Genomic DNA, 14712 nt, shown 5'->3' with positions numbered 1-14712 from the left:
CGTTCTTTTTTCATGATATGATAAAAAGAAAAGGCGGTGGAAGAGTGGAAGCGTTTATAACATTGATCAATCAGGCTGAACGTATCCTGGTGCTGACGGGAGCGGGAATGAGCACGGAATCCGGCATTCCCGATTTTCGTTCGGCGGGCGGTATATGGACCGAAGACACCTCCAGAATGGAAGCGATGAGCAGGGAATACTTTGAACGCCGTCCGCGTGAATTCTGGCCTAAATTCAAACAGCTCTTTCAGATGAAAATGAGCGGAAGCTATGAGCCGAATGCCGGCCATACGTATTTGGCGGATCTTGAAAAGCGGGGAAAGCAGGTAGACATTTTCACGCAGAACATTGACGGACTGCATAAGAAAGCGGGAAGCAGCAGTGTCTATGAGCTTCACGGTTCAATTCAGACCGCCGCATGCCCCCGCTGCGGAGCGCGCTACGGGCTTTCTCATCTGCTGAAGGACGAAGTGCCGGAATGTACGGCCGAAATCGGTGATCATGCGGTATGCGGCACCGTATTAAAGACGGATGTCGTGCTGTTCGGCGATCTCGTTCAGCATTTTGAAACCCTTTATGAAAAGCTTGATAAAGCTGATCTTCTTCTTGTGATCGGCACTTCGCTTGAAGTGGCGCCGGCAAGGTTTGTCCCTGAGGATGCGGGCCGGATTCCCGGTTTGAAGCAAGTGATCATTAACCTAGAGCCGACATATTGCGACCATTTATTTGATCTTGTCATCCATGAGAAGATCGGTGAATTTGCAAAACGGATCAGCGCCGCGACATAAAAAAAGCCGGATCATATACAGATCCGGCTTTTCTTATTCATGGACGGGAATCATTTGATCCGTCAGAACATCAAAGGAGTAGCCCTGAGCTTTCAGTTTTTGGATCAGGCTCGGTAAAGCGTGCACCGTCGCAGGCAGATCGTGCATTAAAATGACATGCGGCCTGCTCGTATGAACGCTTTCCAAATATGCGAGCTGATTCAATACTTCCGGCACGTACCGCGCGTTTTTGTACTTCCAGTCTTCACTGTCTATCGTCCAGTCCCAGTACACGAATCCGTCTTTTTCGAGATTCTTAATCTGGGCATCCGTCAATGACGGTTTACTGCCGTAAGGCGTGCGGACAAGATCCGTTTTTACTCCAGTGATTGTCTCGAGCGTATCGCGTCCCTGCTGCATTTCGTTCAGCGGTGATGTCGGTGTTTGATAAAACAGGTGATTATCGTGCGTCACGCCGTGCAGGCCCAGCGCGATCCCTTCCTGCTTCGCTCTTTGCACGGAATGCTTATAGGCTTTCATCCGCGGTTCAAGCATAAAAAAAGTGGCCTTTGCGCCATTTGCCTTCAATACATTCAACAGCTGTTCAGTATATGGAGACGGCCCGTCGTCGAAGGTTAAATATACCGTTTTTTTCCCTGGGTCACGCTCTTTCTGCAAATGTTTCATTAAGACGTCGGGAGAATCATTTTTCAGCCGCAGGCTTTCTGCTTCATCCCGAAGCTGCCCGTTTGCGGTCACGGTGACCTGTTTGTTTTTTGCGGCCGAAGCGGAATATCCCATTATGACGATTACCAGAAGCAGTCCGCACAAAACTGCTAAACTCGTAAGTTTAAAAGCCAATGAAAACAGAGAAGGGGAAGCACCTTCTTTTGTGTTGCGCATAACAATCTCTCCAGTAGCATAAGTTTCTGCATAATGCCGATAACAGCGGAGGCTTGCGAAGTGCCATAAGTTAACAGCATATGTATGTCGAATCAAGTATACAGGAACAAAACTGGAAAAGACATAGAAAAGATGTCGAATAATAAGATTTTAAGAAAAAAATAAACTCCGCAGCCGGCTCGTTCAGTATGATAGAATAGTTGACAATAACAGCTGAGAATGCACATCACGGCAGATAACGATTAGGAGGGTTTACATGAAGACATTAGTAAACGGCCAGTTGATTGATCGTGAAGAAGCGGCAGTTGATATTGAGGACCGCGGATATCAATTCGGTGACGGTGTGTATGAGGTCATCAGAGTGTATAACGGCGCCTTATTCGGTCTGCGTGAGCATATCGTCCGTCTTTTCAGAAGCGCCGCAGAAATCGGCATCACCCTGCCGTTCTCCGCAGAGGACATAGAATGGGATCTGCAAAAGCTCGTACAGGAAAACAAACTCATTGACGGCGGGGTCTATATACAGACGACGAGAGGGAAGGCGCCGCGGAAGCACCAGTATGACGAAGGATTGGAGCCGCAGACGACGGCATACACCTTTTCAGTGAAAAAACCGGAAAATGAACAAAAAGCCGGAGCGCAGGCCATCACGGCGGAAGACAAACGCTGGCTGAGGTGTGACATTAAGAGTCTGAATTTACTGTATAATGTGATGATAAAACAAAAAGCCTATGAAGCAGGCGCTTATGAAGCCGTGCTGATAAGGGACGGGGCGGTCACGGAAGGAACCTCATCCAATGTATACGCCGTCATAAACGGCACCGTTCGGACGCATCCTGCAAATGAGCTGATTTTAAACGGCATTACGCGGATGAAACTGTTAGAGCTGATGAAAGAAAACGGGATTGAGGTGCGGGAGAAGGCTCTTACCGAAGAGGAACTCAGAGATGCGGATGAAATTTTCATCTCGTCAACCACGTCTGAATTAATCCCGATCGTAACCCTTGACGGAAAACCGGTCGGAAGCGGATCGCCGGGACCTGTAGCCAAAACGATTCAGGAGGCTTTTCAGTCGCACATTCAGCAGGAGCTCGGCGTTCAGTCATAAGCTGAAAAAAAGGCCGGAACACATCCGGCCTTTTTGCTCCAGTCAGATAAAAAGAGATTCGATATGCTGAACGAGTACACGGGAGATCTTCTCTTTTGAAAGACGATCAGGTTCAAGCATGGCATGCAGCGCCAATCCGTCGGCGATAGCGTACATTTTCTCCGCTTCGGTTTCTTTATCAAGATTCGGTTTCAGAAGCTTATTTTCATCCAGCCAGTCAATCAGGCCGCGGATATATGCCAAGATCCCGTCCTGCTGGGGTTGAAACTCTTCTCCCTTATGTCTGGCATAAGCTGTGAAAGCGAACCACACCTCCATTTCAGCCATCGTTTCTTCATCTGTCGGGATAATTTCAAGCATCAGACGCACCGCTTTTTCTTTCGGCGGCAGATCTTTCATGGCAACTTCGTTAATTCTGGCGGCCGCTTTTTCTTTTACGAGTGTCATTGCATACCCTAAAAGCTCATCCTGGGTGGTGAAATAGTGCCTCAGCGCGCCTAAAGAAAGACCCGCTTCTTGGGCGATGTTTCTCACTGTCGCTCCTTCCATTCCCCGCTCCAAAATCGTCCGCCAAGTGGCTTCGGCTATTTGTTTTCTTCTTTTTTCATGATCGATTATTTTAGGCATGGTTCCAGTGTAACAGGAAATATTTTTTCTTGCAATTTTGTGATACAGTTGTATTAAATAAAAAGCAGTGATACAATGCATTTTAGAAAACGATAAGGGGGAACCGGATTGAACGCGATTGCTTGGTTGATTGTCATTTGTGAGGCTGCTTTTTGGGCGGCTGTCATCTTCGGATTGGCGGCGCGCTATATATTCAGGCGGCAAAAGCTCGGAATGTTTTTTTTCGCTCTCATTCCTATATTGGATGCCGTACTGTTTCTGGCGGCCGCAGCTGATTTATACAGAGGGGCGGCGGCGACTATGGCGCATGCAGTGGCGGCCGTTTATATCGGAGTGTCTGTCGCCTTCGGAAAAAGCATGATTCAGTGGGCGGATGAGCGGTTCCGCTATTATGTGGTAAAGGAAGGGGCAAAACCGGTCAAGCGGTACGGACTGGATTATGCCAAACATTATGCAAAAGGATGGGGAAGACATGTATTAGCATTTGTCATCGGCGGCATTCTTTTAGCCGGAACGGTATTTCTCATTCAGGACGCTTCCCGCACCGAAGCGCTCAGCGGACTGTTAAAGGGCTGGTCTGTCGTATTGTGCATCGATTTTTTGATCATGGCGAGTTTTTTTGTAATGCCGAAAAAAAGAAGAAACAGCCGGGAGCTGTAAAAAAAGCAGCTTTTGATTAAGCTGCTTTACAGAAAGAATTATTTTACGATCAGCACGGGAATATCGGATTTCGATGACAGTTTTTCACTGACGCTTCCGAATAAAAGTTTTTTCAGCCTGTTCTGGTCCCGGCTCCCCATGACGATCAAATCCGCCGATATACGGTCGGCATGCTCGATAATGGCATCAGCGGGATCACCTTCTAAAATGTCGATATCCCCGTCAATCTGGCTGTCGTTCATCAGCATTCTCGCTTCCGCAACGATTTCTTCTGTACGGTCTTCATAAATCATCGGATCAGGGGAGATTCTTTCCGCCTGGAGCGGGTCAGGAACGCTTGCAATCCCGCCGCCGATATACGTTGCCCCGGCTCCCGGCCTCGGGGGATCAACAATCGTCTGGGTATCTTTTGCATTGTGGGAATGTACGACCGTTAAATCCGCGTGGAACGTTTTTGAAAGGTCTATGGCTTTTTGAAGCGCTTTTTTACTATCATCACTTCCGTCAAAAGCTGCTATCAACCGGTCTGCGTGAAACATCAGCCTCATCCTTTCAGTAAAAAAGGTTTGTTTTACAATACCCGTGCGGCAGAAATGTAAAACCGCATTGACAAAAAAAGGATTTATTTATATGATGAAGGAACAATATAGGAAAAAGGAGGTATGGATCATGTCAAAACTAAAGCTTGTCAACTCATCTTCAGCTGAATACCGGCGTGACTTCCATACAGCTTCCGTTTTCTGAACATTTGCTTAAAAACGGGGCAGTCGCGCATAAACGGCGGGTCTGTACCTTATTTATAATAATAAGAGGCATGGAGCTGAGGCTTCATGTCTTTTTTTATACAAAAAAATGAAAGAAAGACAGGTGTGATGCATGTGGCGGCATTAGCGAAAACAATGAAAAACAATCCGGAAAAGCTTGAGGGCGGCTGATTGATGAAAGGGGATGACGGTATTTGTTTACTGTATTAAAAAAGCTCGCGTGGTTTTTTAAAGCCTATTGGCTGCGCTATACGACAGCGATTGTTCTGTTATTGATTGTGAATGTCATTGAGATGTTTCCGCCTAAACTTCTCGGTAATGCGATAGACGATATGAAGGCGGGCGTGTTTACGAAAAGCGGGATGCTGTTTTACATATGTGTTTTTCTCGCATTAACGGCAGCCGTCTATTTACTGTCTTATTTTTGGATGTATCAGCTTTTCGGCGGGGCGAATGTCATGGAGAAAATTCTCCGGTCAAAACTGATGGGAAGGCTTCTTCAAATGTCACCGCCGTTTTACGAGAAATACAGAACGGGCGATTTAATGGCGCGGGGGACAAATGACCTGCAGGCCGTCAGTATGACGACGGGCTTCGGGGTCTTAACGCTCGTTGATTCGACGATGTATATGCTGACGATATTTTTGACAATGGGGCTTCTCATCAGCTGGAAGCTGACATTTGCCGCGATTATTCCGCTGCCGATAATGGCGGCTGCGGTCAGCCTGTACGGAAAAAAGATCCATGAGCGGTTTACGGAAGCGCAGGATGCTTTCGGATCATTAAATGACAAGGTGCTGGAGTCGGTATCCGGCGTCCGGGTCATCCGGGCATTTGTGCAGGAAAAAAATGATGTCAGCCGGTTCGGTGATATGACGGCGGATGTATATGAGAAAAATATGAAAGTGGCGTTTATCGATTCACTTTTTGAACCGACTGTGAAACTTCTCGTCGGCCTCAGCTATCTCATAGGTCTCGGCTACGGCGCTTATCTCGTTTTTCAAAACCGGCTGACGCTGGGAGAGCTGGTATCGTTTAACGTGTACCTCGGAATGATGATCTGGCCGATGTTTGCGATCGGAGAATTAATCAATATCATGCAGCGCGGCAATGCCTCCTTGGATCGTGTCAATGAGACGCTTTCCTATGAGCCTGACGTGATCGGGCCCAAGCGCCCCGCCGGCATCAAGGAGCCCGGGCGTCTTGTTTTTGAACAAGTGACTTTCACGTATCCGAGCGGAGCGGGACCGGCGGTTTCCGATGTATCTTTTTCCGTAGAAAAAGGGCAGACACTCGGCATCGTCGGGAAGACGGGAAGCGGAAAGACGACGATCATTAAGCAGCTGCTGCGTGAATATCCGCCCGGTGCGGGAGAGGTCACGTTTACAGGCGTTCCGATTCAGGAGATCCCGCTTGAGGAGCTCCGCGGGTGGATCGGCTATGTGCCGCAGGATCATATTTTATTTTCTAAGACTGTAAAGGAGAATCTGCTTTACGGACGGCAGGATGCAAACGAAGAGGAAATCGGCGGCGCGCTGAAAGATGCGCATTTTGAAAACGATATCGGCATGCTTTCCGACGGGCTTGAGACGCTTGTCGGCGAGAAGGGCGTAGCGCTCTCGGGCGGACAAAAGCAGCGCATCTCAATTGCGAGAGCGCTTTTGACCGATCCTGATATTCTCATATTAGATGATTCGCTTTCTGCCGTAGACGCGAAAACGGAAGCCGCCATCATTGACAGCATCCGTAAAAAACGGCGGCATAAAACAACGATTATCACCACCCACCGGCTCTCGGCAGTTGAATACGCAGATCTCATTCTCGTTATGGACGAAGGCCGGGTGTCTGAAAGAGGCACGCACCGGGAGCTATTGGCGCAGAACGGCTGGTATCGAAAACAATATGAGAGGCAGCAGCTGTCCTCTCTTGAAGAAGGGGGGACGGGCGCATGAAGACCGGGAGAAGATTATGGAATTACGCGCTTCAATATAAGAAGCTGCTGATATGGGCGGTCGTCCTGCTCATTATTGCGGTCGGCACTGAGCTGACCGGTCCGTTTATCGGAAAAAAAATGATTGATGACCACATTCTCGGCATTGAAAAAACATGGGTTAAAGCCTCTGCGGACGATCCGGGCGCCGTCAGGTTCCGGGGGCATGATTATGTCAGGGAGGACCGGCTCAAACCGGGGGCGGATAAAACCGGAGAGGCGCACATTTATCAAGTCGGTGCGGGCTACTATTTTGTTGACCGTCCCGTCAGTTTTGACGGAAACCGTTCGGTGTCTGACGGCCGGCTGACAATATCAAACGGTAAAGAAAGCAGGTCATATCCCGCCATTACGTTATCGAGACAGGAGATTTTTGAATTTTACCGTCCGGAAATTAAAGGATTGCTGACGTTGACCGCCATTTATGCGGGATTGCTCATGTTTTCCGTATGTTTTCATTACGGTCAGCATTATCTGCTGCAGATGGGAGCGAACCGGATCATACAGCGCATGAGGCAGGATGTATTTTCACACATTCAGAAAATGCCGATCCGCTACTTTGATAATCTGCCTGCCGGAAAAGTCGTGGCCCGTATTACGAATGACACAGAAGCGGTGAGGGATTTATATGTAACGGTGCTGTCGACATTTATCACAAGCGGCGTTTATATGCTCGGCATTTTTACGGCGCTGTTTATGCTTGACGTCAGGCTGGCCGCCGTTTGCCTTCTGATTATTCCGATTTTAATGATCTGGTCGGTTGTGTACCGCAAATACGCATCCGTCTTCAATCAAAAAATCCGTTCCATTAACAGTGACATCAATGCGAAAATGAATGAGTCCATTCAAGGAATGCCGATTATTCAGGCGTTCCGCCGCGAGAAGGAAACGATGAAGGAATTTGAAGAATTGAATGAAGCTCATTTCCGCTACAAAAACAAAATGCTGTCCTTAAATTCCCTCATGTCCCACAGTCTTGTCAATGTGTTGCGCAATCTGGCGTTTGTCGGGCTGATCTGGTATTTCGGAGGCGCGAGTCTGAGTGCGGCCGGAATTGTTTCGATCGGTGTTTTATATGCATTTGTTGATTATTTAAACCGTTTGTTCCAGCCGGTTACGGGGATTGTCAACCAATTTTCGAAGCTTGAATTGGCCCGTGTCTCTGCCGCCAGAGTATTCGAGCTTTTACAGGAGGAGGAAACGGAAGAAGAAGGCGCTCCCGCAGACAGAAAGGCGGAAGGGACAGTGGAATTCCGCGATGTTTCTTTTGGATATCGAAAGGGAGAAGAGGTGCTGAAACACATCAGCTTTACAGCTGAAAAAGGGGAGACGGTCGCCCTCGTCGGCCATACAGGGTCCGGCAAAAGCTCCATCCTGAATCTTCTGTTCCGTTTTTATGATGCCCAAAAAGGGGATATCCTGCTGGACGGTAAAAGCATATACAGCATGTCAAGGCAGGAGCTGAGGTCGCATATGGGCATTGTGCTGCAAGACCCGTATCTTTTCTCGGGCACGATCGGCTCCAATGTGACACTCGATGATCAGCGTATTTCTCTGGAGCAGGCGGAAGAAGCGCTTCGCCAAGTCGGCGCCGCAAGCCTTCTGCAATCTTTGCCGAAGGGCATCAGAGAGCCCGTCACCGAAAAAGGCGGCACACTGTCCTCAGGCCAGCGTCAGCTGATTTCTTTTGCAAGAGCGCTTGTGTTTGATCCGGCCATTTTAATTTTGGATGAGGCGACGGCGCACATTGATACCGAAACAGAAGCAGTCATTCAAAAAGCGCTGCAAGTGGTTCAAGAAGGGCGCACGACATTTATTATCGCCCATCGGCTTTCCACGATCAGACACGCAGACCAGATTCTCGTGCTGGAAAAGGGCCGCATCATTGAAAAGGGAAGCCATGACGAATTAATGGCGCAAAAGGGGCAGTACCATCAAATGTATGAATTACAGAAAGGAACGGCGAAATCCGCGGTGTAATCGGAAAGGGTGAATCAAAAGATTCGCCCTTTTTTCATTCAGTAAGCCAGTCCTACCCGTTTTCTGACAAACTGCGGGCTGATCAACTCGCGGTACAGAAAATGCGCCGTGTCTCCGACTGTGATTTCGGCGCCGTCTTCAGGAAGGCGATCCTGTTCGAACCGGTAAACTCCGGCAGCGTCTCCGTCAGGAAGGTAGGTAGGGCAGATGATCGTCCAGTCAAGATCCTCTGCCAGCAGCATCTCGTATACGCGGGCGTGTTCCTTTGCGGCTCTTGTTGATTTTCGTTTTGATTCTGCCGATTCAAAACGGTATTGATCAGGCATAAGCCGTGATTGAAGGATACCCGCGGTGCCGATCGTAATCAGACGCTGAACATGATGCCGTTTCATGCCGTCTATTATATGGGTCATAGCGGCTGAAAGGGTATCGTCACCGTCCGTGCCGAGACAGCTCACGACTGTGTCCGCTTTGGAAATCAATCGGCTGACATCTTCCCGCCGTCTCGCATTCCCTGTTATGATCTGTTTTTCAGGAATGGGAAGGACTGTTCCGGCTGATCTGACAAGAGCGAATATTTCCATGTGTCCATGTTTCTGCGCTTCTTTTATAAAAGCCTGTCCGACTCTTCCCGTTGCTCCGAGTAAAGCGATGTTCATGTAAAAAACCTCCTCGCCGCTCATTATATCATTCAAAGCAGCGGGGAAAAGAATGCCTGTGAATAAACGGGAAATGGTGGGCAACATATTCATTGACCAAAGAAACACTTACGAACTGAAACAGCTCCCAATTGACTGAGGCAATGAATGACATGTTTTCCCTCCTTTTTTCCTAGGGTATGTGGAATAGGAAAAAAGGGTGACGGCATAAAAGAAGACGCGGTATCCCGCGCCTTCTGTAAGCCATTTATTGAGTTATTGTACGCCTTGGCCGCCCATGTTCTGCTGTGCGAAAGATACTAAACGTTTCGTGATTTCTCCTCCGACAGAACCGTTTGCACGAGAAGTTGTTTCTCCGCCAAGGTTTACGCCGAACTCAGAAGCAATTTCGTATTTCATTTGGTCGATTGCTTGAGCAGCGCCGGGTACTAATAGTTGGTTTGAAGAGTTGTTGTTTGCCATTTGTATGATCTCCTTTATTAAGTAGTATGGTTGGGTTTGCTGGAATTGCACCAGCCGATGATTTTCGGAATGAAAACCATTGCCAGCTCGGCTTCACCCAATGCTGTTTGCCGCTTTGTACTACGTATTATGGTGAATCAAACGGCATCTCATTCGGAAAACCGGGTGGTAAATAGCGGAAGGAAAAAGAAAAGCCCAGCCTGATGCGGCTGAGCTTTTAGCTTTCAGTCATATATGTGATAAAGCATTAATTCGTGCAGCTCTTTTACGAGAGCCGGCTCTTTTTTTCCCGGATGTGTGTGTCCCCATTCAATGTCACCGGACTTATGGTAAATCCCTTCGTAATGCGTACCCTGCCAGTAAAATGAAATCCGCCATCCGGGCAGTTTCTCTTTTTTGAATAACGGTTTCCAGCTGAAGTGCGAAATCATGACGTTCACGCTCCTTGTAGGAAATGTTGATCTTGTTCATTGTAGCTCATCATTCTGTGCCTGTCCCGGGTAAAACCAAAAAAAGACAGCCTCACCGCCAAAGTTTTTCCGGGGCGGTGATGGACCGTTCTGATAAATAGGACGCGTATTCAAAATTTCTCCGTTTTGTCAGGTAATCGACCGATCTCAGCTTCGGATGGGAAAAAATGCTGCGCCCGGGGCGGGAATTGGCTTCAAACATCCAAACTTTCCCTGAATGATCGACGCCGAGGTCAAAACCGATTTCGCCGATAAAACCTTCAATGTGCTCATTTAACACGCGGCTGACCGCCAAGGCGGCTTTTGAAAGTTTCCGCATCATGCCGACTCTCTCTCTCGGATCGCCGTATAATTCAGCTAACGTCCTGACTTCTCCGCCGGTTGCCAGATGCGTCGTGATGCTGTTTTCACCGGAAATTTTTGCTGCAATGGCCGTCACTGTCCATTTCCCCTCGGCGTTTTTATTCGTGTGCACCCTGAAATCGACGGGGCGTCCATCCAGCCGGATCAGGTCAATGCCTTGCTGAATTAAAAATGCGGACGGGTCATTGTTTTCTTTAAATGATTTCATGAAGGATGCCGCATCTGAATACTCTGCCGTCACCACCGTTTTTTCCTCATTCGTGTGTTTGACAGATAAGCCGGCATCTGTTTTTTCCACCCTGTAAATCCCCGTTCCGAGTGCGCCGTCTGCAGGTTTGATATAGACGGTGTCAAATGTGTTGCATAACGTCTCTAACGCCTCTGCATTCGGGTGCAGGACAGATTTTGGCAGGAGTGAAGCGGTGAGGCTGTTTTTTTCCAGAAGCTTATGAATGTCCCATTTATTAAAGAATTGCGGATTAAACCACGGAATCTGATAGTCATTCATCAGCCTCTGTTTTGTCTGCTGTAAAAGCGGAACTCCTTCCGTTTTTCGGCTCGGGAGCCTGTCATATACGACATTCGGAAGCGGGACGGACGTCCGTTTCCAGCTGTTTTCTTTATAAATCAGCGCTTGGACGGTGCCTTCTTCCCAGTTGATCTGATGAGCTCCGAAAACGAAACAATATCCGTTCGCCTGTTCATGAAGTGAGAGCATCTTGGAAAAGAAGGCTGTACGGTCTCTTAACGGGCGGGACGGCGATGATGTGAAACCGGCTGTGAAAACGCCGATCAGCGGTCCGATGTGCACCGTCTGGCCGTGTATGAGAAAGTCAGCCCGGCTTTTATACGGTATCAACAGCTCCTCAAACAAATCTTCAGAAAGGAGCGCGCTTTTTTCAAGTGATTGAGAAAAGGCTACACGGCATTTAACAACCTTGGTCCCGAAGGCAGCGGATAAAAGCCCTTCCCGTTTCATGGAAGAGGGGAGAAACAGCGTATTTTTGCTTTTTTTATCGATGCCGACAATCATCCCTTTATGATTCACGCGGTAATACTCCTTTCCTGCTGTCCTGTGACTGAAGTTCGCGGAAGCGTCTCAGCGGACCCGTATACAAATCCTCTTTTGCCTCCGGAGCCACGCTTAAAATAGCTTTCCGTCCCGGCTTTGAATTGACATCCAAAAGCCAGATGCGTCCGTCTTTGGCATAACAAATATCGAGCCCCAGCTCAAACAGCGGTCCGAACCGTTCATCAAGGAAATAAGGAACGGATTGGGTGATCGAAAAGACATCATCCAATAAAACGGCCTGCTGCTTTCTCGGAATTTCCTCAAACCATGTGTCAAACTTAATCGGTTCTGATCCTCCGGGCAAATGAGATAAAAGACCGTTCTGATAACCCCTTCTGACCGCTTTTCCGACCGTTTCCCAAACGCCTGACTCCGTTTTGCGCATGAAAATGCGGATGTCGCACGGATGCCGTTCTTTATCCTGGATATTTAAGTAGGATTGAAGCAAATAGCGGTGCTGCAGCACTTTTTTGCACCAAGACTTAAAAGACACGTGATTGGAAAATGATTTTGTTTGTTTGTTTTTTCCGATATAGTAAGTGGCGGTAATTGATTTTTTGCCTGTTTCAAGCAGGATGATGCCTCTGCCTCCCGCGCCGAAAGCGGGCTTAAGTATACATGCTTTTTCCTTGGCTAAGTATAATTGCACCTGTTCATAGCGGCTGACTTCGGCCGTTTCAGGAATATAGGGACTGATCAGATGATGCTTTTGGAGCGCATCTGTAACCGTCCATTTATCAGGAAGCCCCCGCCCGATAAATTCCGTTTTCGGATATTTTTTCAGCCATTCGACGATCGGTTTGGCTTTTTGCGCTTCAGCGGATTTTCCGTAAAAACAGCGGTCGTAAATATATTCGGGAATATCGATTTCCGTTTCGTTCCACTTTCCGCTTTGCGGGTGATAGACGAGCGCTTTCACGCGCAAAGAATCCGGAAATATATCAAACGGTGTAAAGCGGGCTAAGCGCACATTATATTGAGGCGCTCTTTCAGCCAATTCCCCGGCGTAATCTTCTTCGTGCCGGCGGGATACAGACATAAAACCGAGTGTTGTCATATTACTACTCCCCCTTTATTCAAAAAGCCGCTGATGGAACGGCCCTTCCATCCAATAAATATGCTAAGCGCATCATAAAAGATGATCTACTGTAAAGAGTACGAAACAGCATCTTGCCTTATTCCTCACAAACAACAATTCAGGTTCTTCATTTGCCCGCATGCCCGCCAGCCTCTATAATACGAATAGATATATCATCAAGAAAATAGAACATAAGATGGAGGCAGAAGAAAAGGAATGGGCATAGCAGGAACGTTTCTATTTATGATCGTGATCGGAGCCGCGATCGGCGCGGTGACGAATCATCTTGCCATTCAGATGTTATTTCGTCCGTACCGGCCGTATTACCTGTTCGGAAAACGGGTTCCGTTTACGCCGGGGCTGATCCCGAAAAGACGGGATGAATTGGCAAAACAAATGGGGCTCATGGTGACGAACCACCTTTTAACCCCGGAAGGAATAAAAAAGCGGCTTTTATCAGATAACGTTAAAAACCAGGCGCTTCTTTTCGCCGAACAATTCACGCAAAAAATGGCCGCTTCCGAAATGACGGTGCACGAAGCTTTGGCCGCCGCGGGCATTCGGAATCCGCAGGAAAAGACGGATGCCTGGATTGACCGTTTTACCGATGAAAAGCTTTCGGACCTGTACCGGAAATATGAGCACCGCGCCATCAAAGACTGGCTTCCTGATGAGCTGCAGGAAAAGCTGGATGAAAAAATCCCGCTGGCCGCAGATTATATCCTGAAGCGTAGCATTGATTATTTTGAGAGCGAAGAAGGGAAAGACAGACTCGGAAATATGATTGACGACTTTTTGAATTCCCGGGGGATGCTCGGCGGCATGGTGCAGATGTTCCTCGGCAATTCAAGCTTGGCAGACCGTGTGCTGCCTGAGCTGTTAAAGTTTTTGCGCAATGAGGAAACGAAAAAGCTTCTGGCTGATCTGCTTTCTCAAGAATGGGGCAAGCTCAAATCTTATACACTTTATGAGGCCGATGAAAAGTGGAATGCGAAAGATCTGCTGTTCAGCATGAAAAAGCGGGCTTTGGCCGCACTTCAAACCGCGCCCTTTTTCGAATGCCGGCTCGGTGACATCATCTCCCGTTATGAAGGGGAGATTACGGGGACGTACGCGCCGAAGCTGCTTGATGCGGCACTCGGCAGTATTGCCGCTCATTTGGAGGATGTGCTGAAACGGCTGCGTCTTGAGGAAGTGGTCAAAGAGCAGGTTGATCAGTTTCCCGTTGAACGGCTGGAAGAAATGGTGCTGTCGATTTCCAAGAGAGAATTTAAGATGATAACGTATTTAGGCGGTCTGCTCGGCGGGATAATCGGAGCAATTCAGGCTTTGTTTGTCATTCTTTTCTAAGGAAAACATACGCCGATGATGAAAGTCGCTCCGCAGTCTGTTATAGTGGAGTGGTATGTCCGAAAGGAAGAAAGGAGCGGTTACTATGGCAGTTCATTTTTATGATGCAGCATATGATCTTGAAAAAGCTTTGCGAAACAGTGATGAATACAGCCGTCTGAGAGGGCTTTATGATCAAGTAAACGCAGATGAATCCGCAAAACGCATGTTTGATAACTTCCGCAATGTACAGATGCAGCTGCAGCAGAAACAGATGTCAGGTGAAGAAATCACTCAGGAAGAGGTAGAGCAGGCACAAAAAACGGTTGCTCTCGTACAGCAGCATGAATTGATTTCTCAGCTGATGGAAGCGGAACAGCGCATGAGCATGCTGATCGGCGAGTTAAACAAAATCATTATGAAACCTCTTGAAGAGCTTTACGGCAGCCCGCAATAAGCTCCACACCCCTCCATCTATGA

Annotated in this window: 16 protein-coding genes; 7 read left to right on the top strand and 9 right to left on the bottom strand. The window is 48.1% G+C overall.

Annotated features, from left to right (window positions below):
* The first annotated feature begins 17 nt into the window (after window positions 1-17).
* On the top strand, window positions 18-788 hold the full coding sequence (locus tag C5I45_RS14680) for an NAD-dependent protein deacylase (protein ID WP_178091922.1): 771 nt from the start codon (window positions 18-20) through the stop codon (window positions 786-788).
* Between the two features lie 33 nt (window positions 789-821).
* Here C5I45_RS14680 and C5I45_RS14675 read toward each other — a convergent pair whose 3' ends face one another.
* Window positions 822-1670 (bottom strand): polysaccharide deacetylase family protein, encoded by an 849-nt coding sequence (locus tag C5I45_RS14675; protein WP_014304711.1) that lies wholly within the window; start codon window positions 1668-1670, stop codon window positions 822-824.
* A 256-nt stretch (window positions 1671-1926) separates the two neighbouring features.
* On the opposite strand from C5I45_RS14675, the gene dat reads away from it, so the two are divergent.
* Window positions 1927-2778, top strand: coding sequence for a D-amino-acid transaminase (gene dat / locus C5I45_RS14670; protein WP_015388490.1), 852 nt, complete (start codon window positions 1927-1929; stop codon window positions 2776-2778).
* A 42-nt stretch (window positions 2779-2820) separates the two neighbouring features.
* On the opposite strand, the gene C5I45_RS14665 is transcribed toward dat, so the two are convergent.
* The gene (locus C5I45_RS14665; RefSeq protein ID WP_015388489.1) at window positions 2821-3405 is read right to left on the bottom strand and encodes a TetR/AcrR family transcriptional regulator; all 585 of its coding nucleotides are present in this window, start codon (window positions 3403-3405) and stop codon (window positions 2821-2823) included.
* A 108-nt stretch (window positions 3406-3513) separates the two neighbouring features.
* On the opposite strand from C5I45_RS14665, the gene C5I45_RS14660 reads away from it, so the two are divergent.
* On the top strand, window positions 3514-4065 hold the full coding sequence (locus tag C5I45_RS14660) for a hypothetical protein (RefSeq protein WP_107994473.1): 552 nt from the start codon (window positions 3514-3516) through the stop codon (window positions 4063-4065).
* 38 nt (window positions 4066-4103) lie between these two features.
* Here C5I45_RS14660 and C5I45_RS14655 read toward each other — a convergent pair whose 3' ends face one another.
* A complete protein-coding gene (locus C5I45_RS14655; protein WP_003155289.1) occupies window positions 4104-4604 on the bottom strand; it encodes a universal stress protein in 501 nt (166 codons plus the stop codon).
* Window positions 4605-5023: 419 nt separating this feature from the next.
* Between C5I45_RS14655 and C5I45_RS14650 the strand changes: the two genes are divergently transcribed.
* Both C5I45_RS14650 and C5I45_RS14645 read left to right on the top strand, forming a co-directional pair.
* Window positions 5024-6781, top strand: a complete 1758-nt coding sequence (locus C5I45_RS14650) for a multidrug ABC transporter ATP-binding protein BmrC (protein WP_107994472.1) — start codon at window positions 5024-5026, stop codon at window positions 6779-6781.
* Window positions 6778-8799, top strand: a complete 2022-nt coding sequence (locus C5I45_RS14645) for a multidrug resistance ABC transporter ATP-binding protein/permease BmrD (protein WP_014304714.1) — start codon at window positions 6778-6780, stop codon at window positions 8797-8799. Before C5I45_RS14650 ends, C5I45_RS14645 begins: the two co-directional genes overlap by 4 nt.
* Window positions 8800-8837: 38 nt before the next feature.
* Here C5I45_RS14645 and C5I45_RS14640 read toward each other — a convergent pair whose 3' ends face one another.
* The 6 genes from C5I45_RS14640 to C5I45_RS14615 form a co-directional block, all read right to left on the bottom strand.
* A complete protein-coding gene (locus tag C5I45_RS14640; RefSeq protein WP_003155285.1) occupies window positions 8838-9458 on the bottom strand; it encodes an NAD(P)-dependent oxidoreductase in 621 nt (206 codons plus the stop codon).
* A gap of 28 nt (window positions 9459-9486) precedes the next feature.
* Window positions 9487-9612 carry a hypothetical protein gene (locus tag C5I45_RS19970; protein WP_003155283.1) on the bottom strand — a complete coding sequence of 42 codons (126 nt, stop codon included), beginning with the start codon at window positions 9610-9612 and terminating at the stop codon, window positions 9487-9489.
* Window positions 9613-9713: 101 nt separating this feature from the next.
* Window positions 9714-9920: an alpha/beta-type small acid-soluble spore protein gene (locus tag C5I45_RS14635; protein WP_003155280.1), complete on the bottom strand. Its 207-nt coding sequence runs from the start codon at window positions 9918-9920 to the stop codon at window positions 9714-9716.
* Window positions 9921-10144: 224 nt separating this feature from the next.
* Window positions 10145-10360 carry a YheE family protein gene (locus tag C5I45_RS14625; protein WP_107994471.1) on the bottom strand — a complete coding sequence of 72 codons (216 nt, stop codon included), beginning with the start codon at window positions 10358-10360 and terminating at the stop codon, window positions 10145-10147.
* An 82-nt stretch (window positions 10361-10442) separates the two neighbouring features.
* Window positions 10443-11801 (bottom strand): YheC/YheD family endospore coat-associated protein, encoded by a 1359-nt coding sequence (locus tag C5I45_RS14620; protein ID WP_003155277.1) that lies wholly within the window; start codon window positions 11799-11801, stop codon window positions 10443-10445.
* On the bottom strand, window positions 11791-12882 hold the full coding sequence (locus tag C5I45_RS14615) for a YheC/YheD family endospore coat-associated protein (protein WP_014304716.1): 1092 nt from the start codon (window positions 12880-12882) through the stop codon (window positions 11791-11793). The genes C5I45_RS14620 and C5I45_RS14615 overlap by 11 nt, the downstream gene beginning before the upstream one ends.
* 237 nt (window positions 12883-13119) lie before the next feature.
* Here C5I45_RS14615 and C5I45_RS14610 point away from each other — a divergent pair, with 237 nt between their 5' ends.
* Window positions 13120-14253 carry a DUF445 domain-containing protein gene (locus C5I45_RS14610; protein ID WP_003155272.1) on the top strand — a complete coding sequence of 378 codons (1134 nt, stop codon included), beginning with the start codon at window positions 13120-13122 and terminating at the stop codon, window positions 14251-14253.
* Window positions 14254-14338: 85 nt separating this feature from the next.
* Window positions 14339-14689 carry a YlbF/YmcA family competence regulator gene (locus C5I45_RS14605; protein WP_003155271.1) on the top strand — a complete coding sequence of 117 codons (351 nt, stop codon included), beginning with the start codon at window positions 14339-14341 and terminating at the stop codon, window positions 14687-14689.
* Window positions 14690-14712: the final 23 nt, after the last annotated feature.

The organism is Bacillus sp. ZY-1-1, assembly GCF_003047165.1.
GTDB lineage: Bacteria > Bacillota > Bacilli > Bacillales > Bacillaceae > Bacillus > Bacillus velezensis.
The sequence above is the reverse complement of the archived record's forward strand: the minus strand, read 5'-3'. Positions and strand labels throughout refer to the sequence as shown.

What these genes read in the sequence shown, in the direction of transcription:
- C5I45_RS14675 (WP_014304711.1), bottom strand. Translation starts at nt 1,670, where the DNA reads ATGCGCAACACAAAAGAAGGTGCTTCCCCTTCTCTGTTTTCATTGGCT.
- C5I45_RS14680 (WP_178091922.1), top strand. Translation starts at nt 18, where the DNA reads ATGATAAAAAGAAAAGGCGGTGGAAGAGTGGAAGCGTTTATAACATTG.
- C5I45_RS14640 (WP_003155285.1), bottom strand. Translation starts at nt 9,458, where the DNA reads ATGAACATCGCTTTACTCGGAGCAACGGGAAGAGTCGGACAGGCTTTT.
- C5I45_RS14635 (WP_003155280.1), bottom strand. Translation starts at nt 9,920, where the DNA reads ATGGCAAACAACAACTCTTCAAACCAACTATTAGTACCCGGCGCTGCT.
- C5I45_RS14645 (WP_014304714.1), top strand. Translation starts at nt 6,778, where the DNA reads ATGAAGACCGGGAGAAGATTATGGAATTACGCGCTTCAATATAAGAAG.
- C5I45_RS14605 (WP_003155271.1), top strand. Translation starts at nt 14,339, where the DNA reads ATGGCAGTTCATTTTTATGATGCAGCATATGATCTTGAAAAAGCTTTG.
- C5I45_RS19970 (WP_003155283.1), bottom strand. Translation starts at nt 9,612, where the DNA reads ATGTCATTCATTGCCTCAGTCAATTGGGAGCTGTTTCAGTTCGTAAGT.
- C5I45_RS14665 (WP_015388489.1), bottom strand. Translation starts at nt 3,405, where the DNA reads ATGCCTAAAATAATCGATCATGAAAAAAGAAGAAAACAAATAGCCGAA.
- C5I45_RS14655 (WP_003155289.1), bottom strand. Translation starts at nt 4,604, where the DNA reads ATGTTTCACGCAGACCGGTTGATAGCAGCTTTTGACGGAAGTGATGAT.
- dat (WP_015388490.1), top strand. Translation starts at nt 1,927, where the DNA reads ATGAAGACATTAGTAAACGGCCAGTTGATTGATCGTGAAGAAGCGGCA.
- C5I45_RS14615 (WP_014304716.1), bottom strand. Translation starts at nt 12,882, where the DNA reads ATGACAACACTCGGTTTTATGTCTGTATCCCGCCGGCACGAAGAAGAT.
- C5I45_RS14610 (WP_003155272.1), top strand. Translation starts at nt 13,120, where the DNA reads ATGGGCATAGCAGGAACGTTTCTATTTATGATCGTGATCGGAGCCGCG.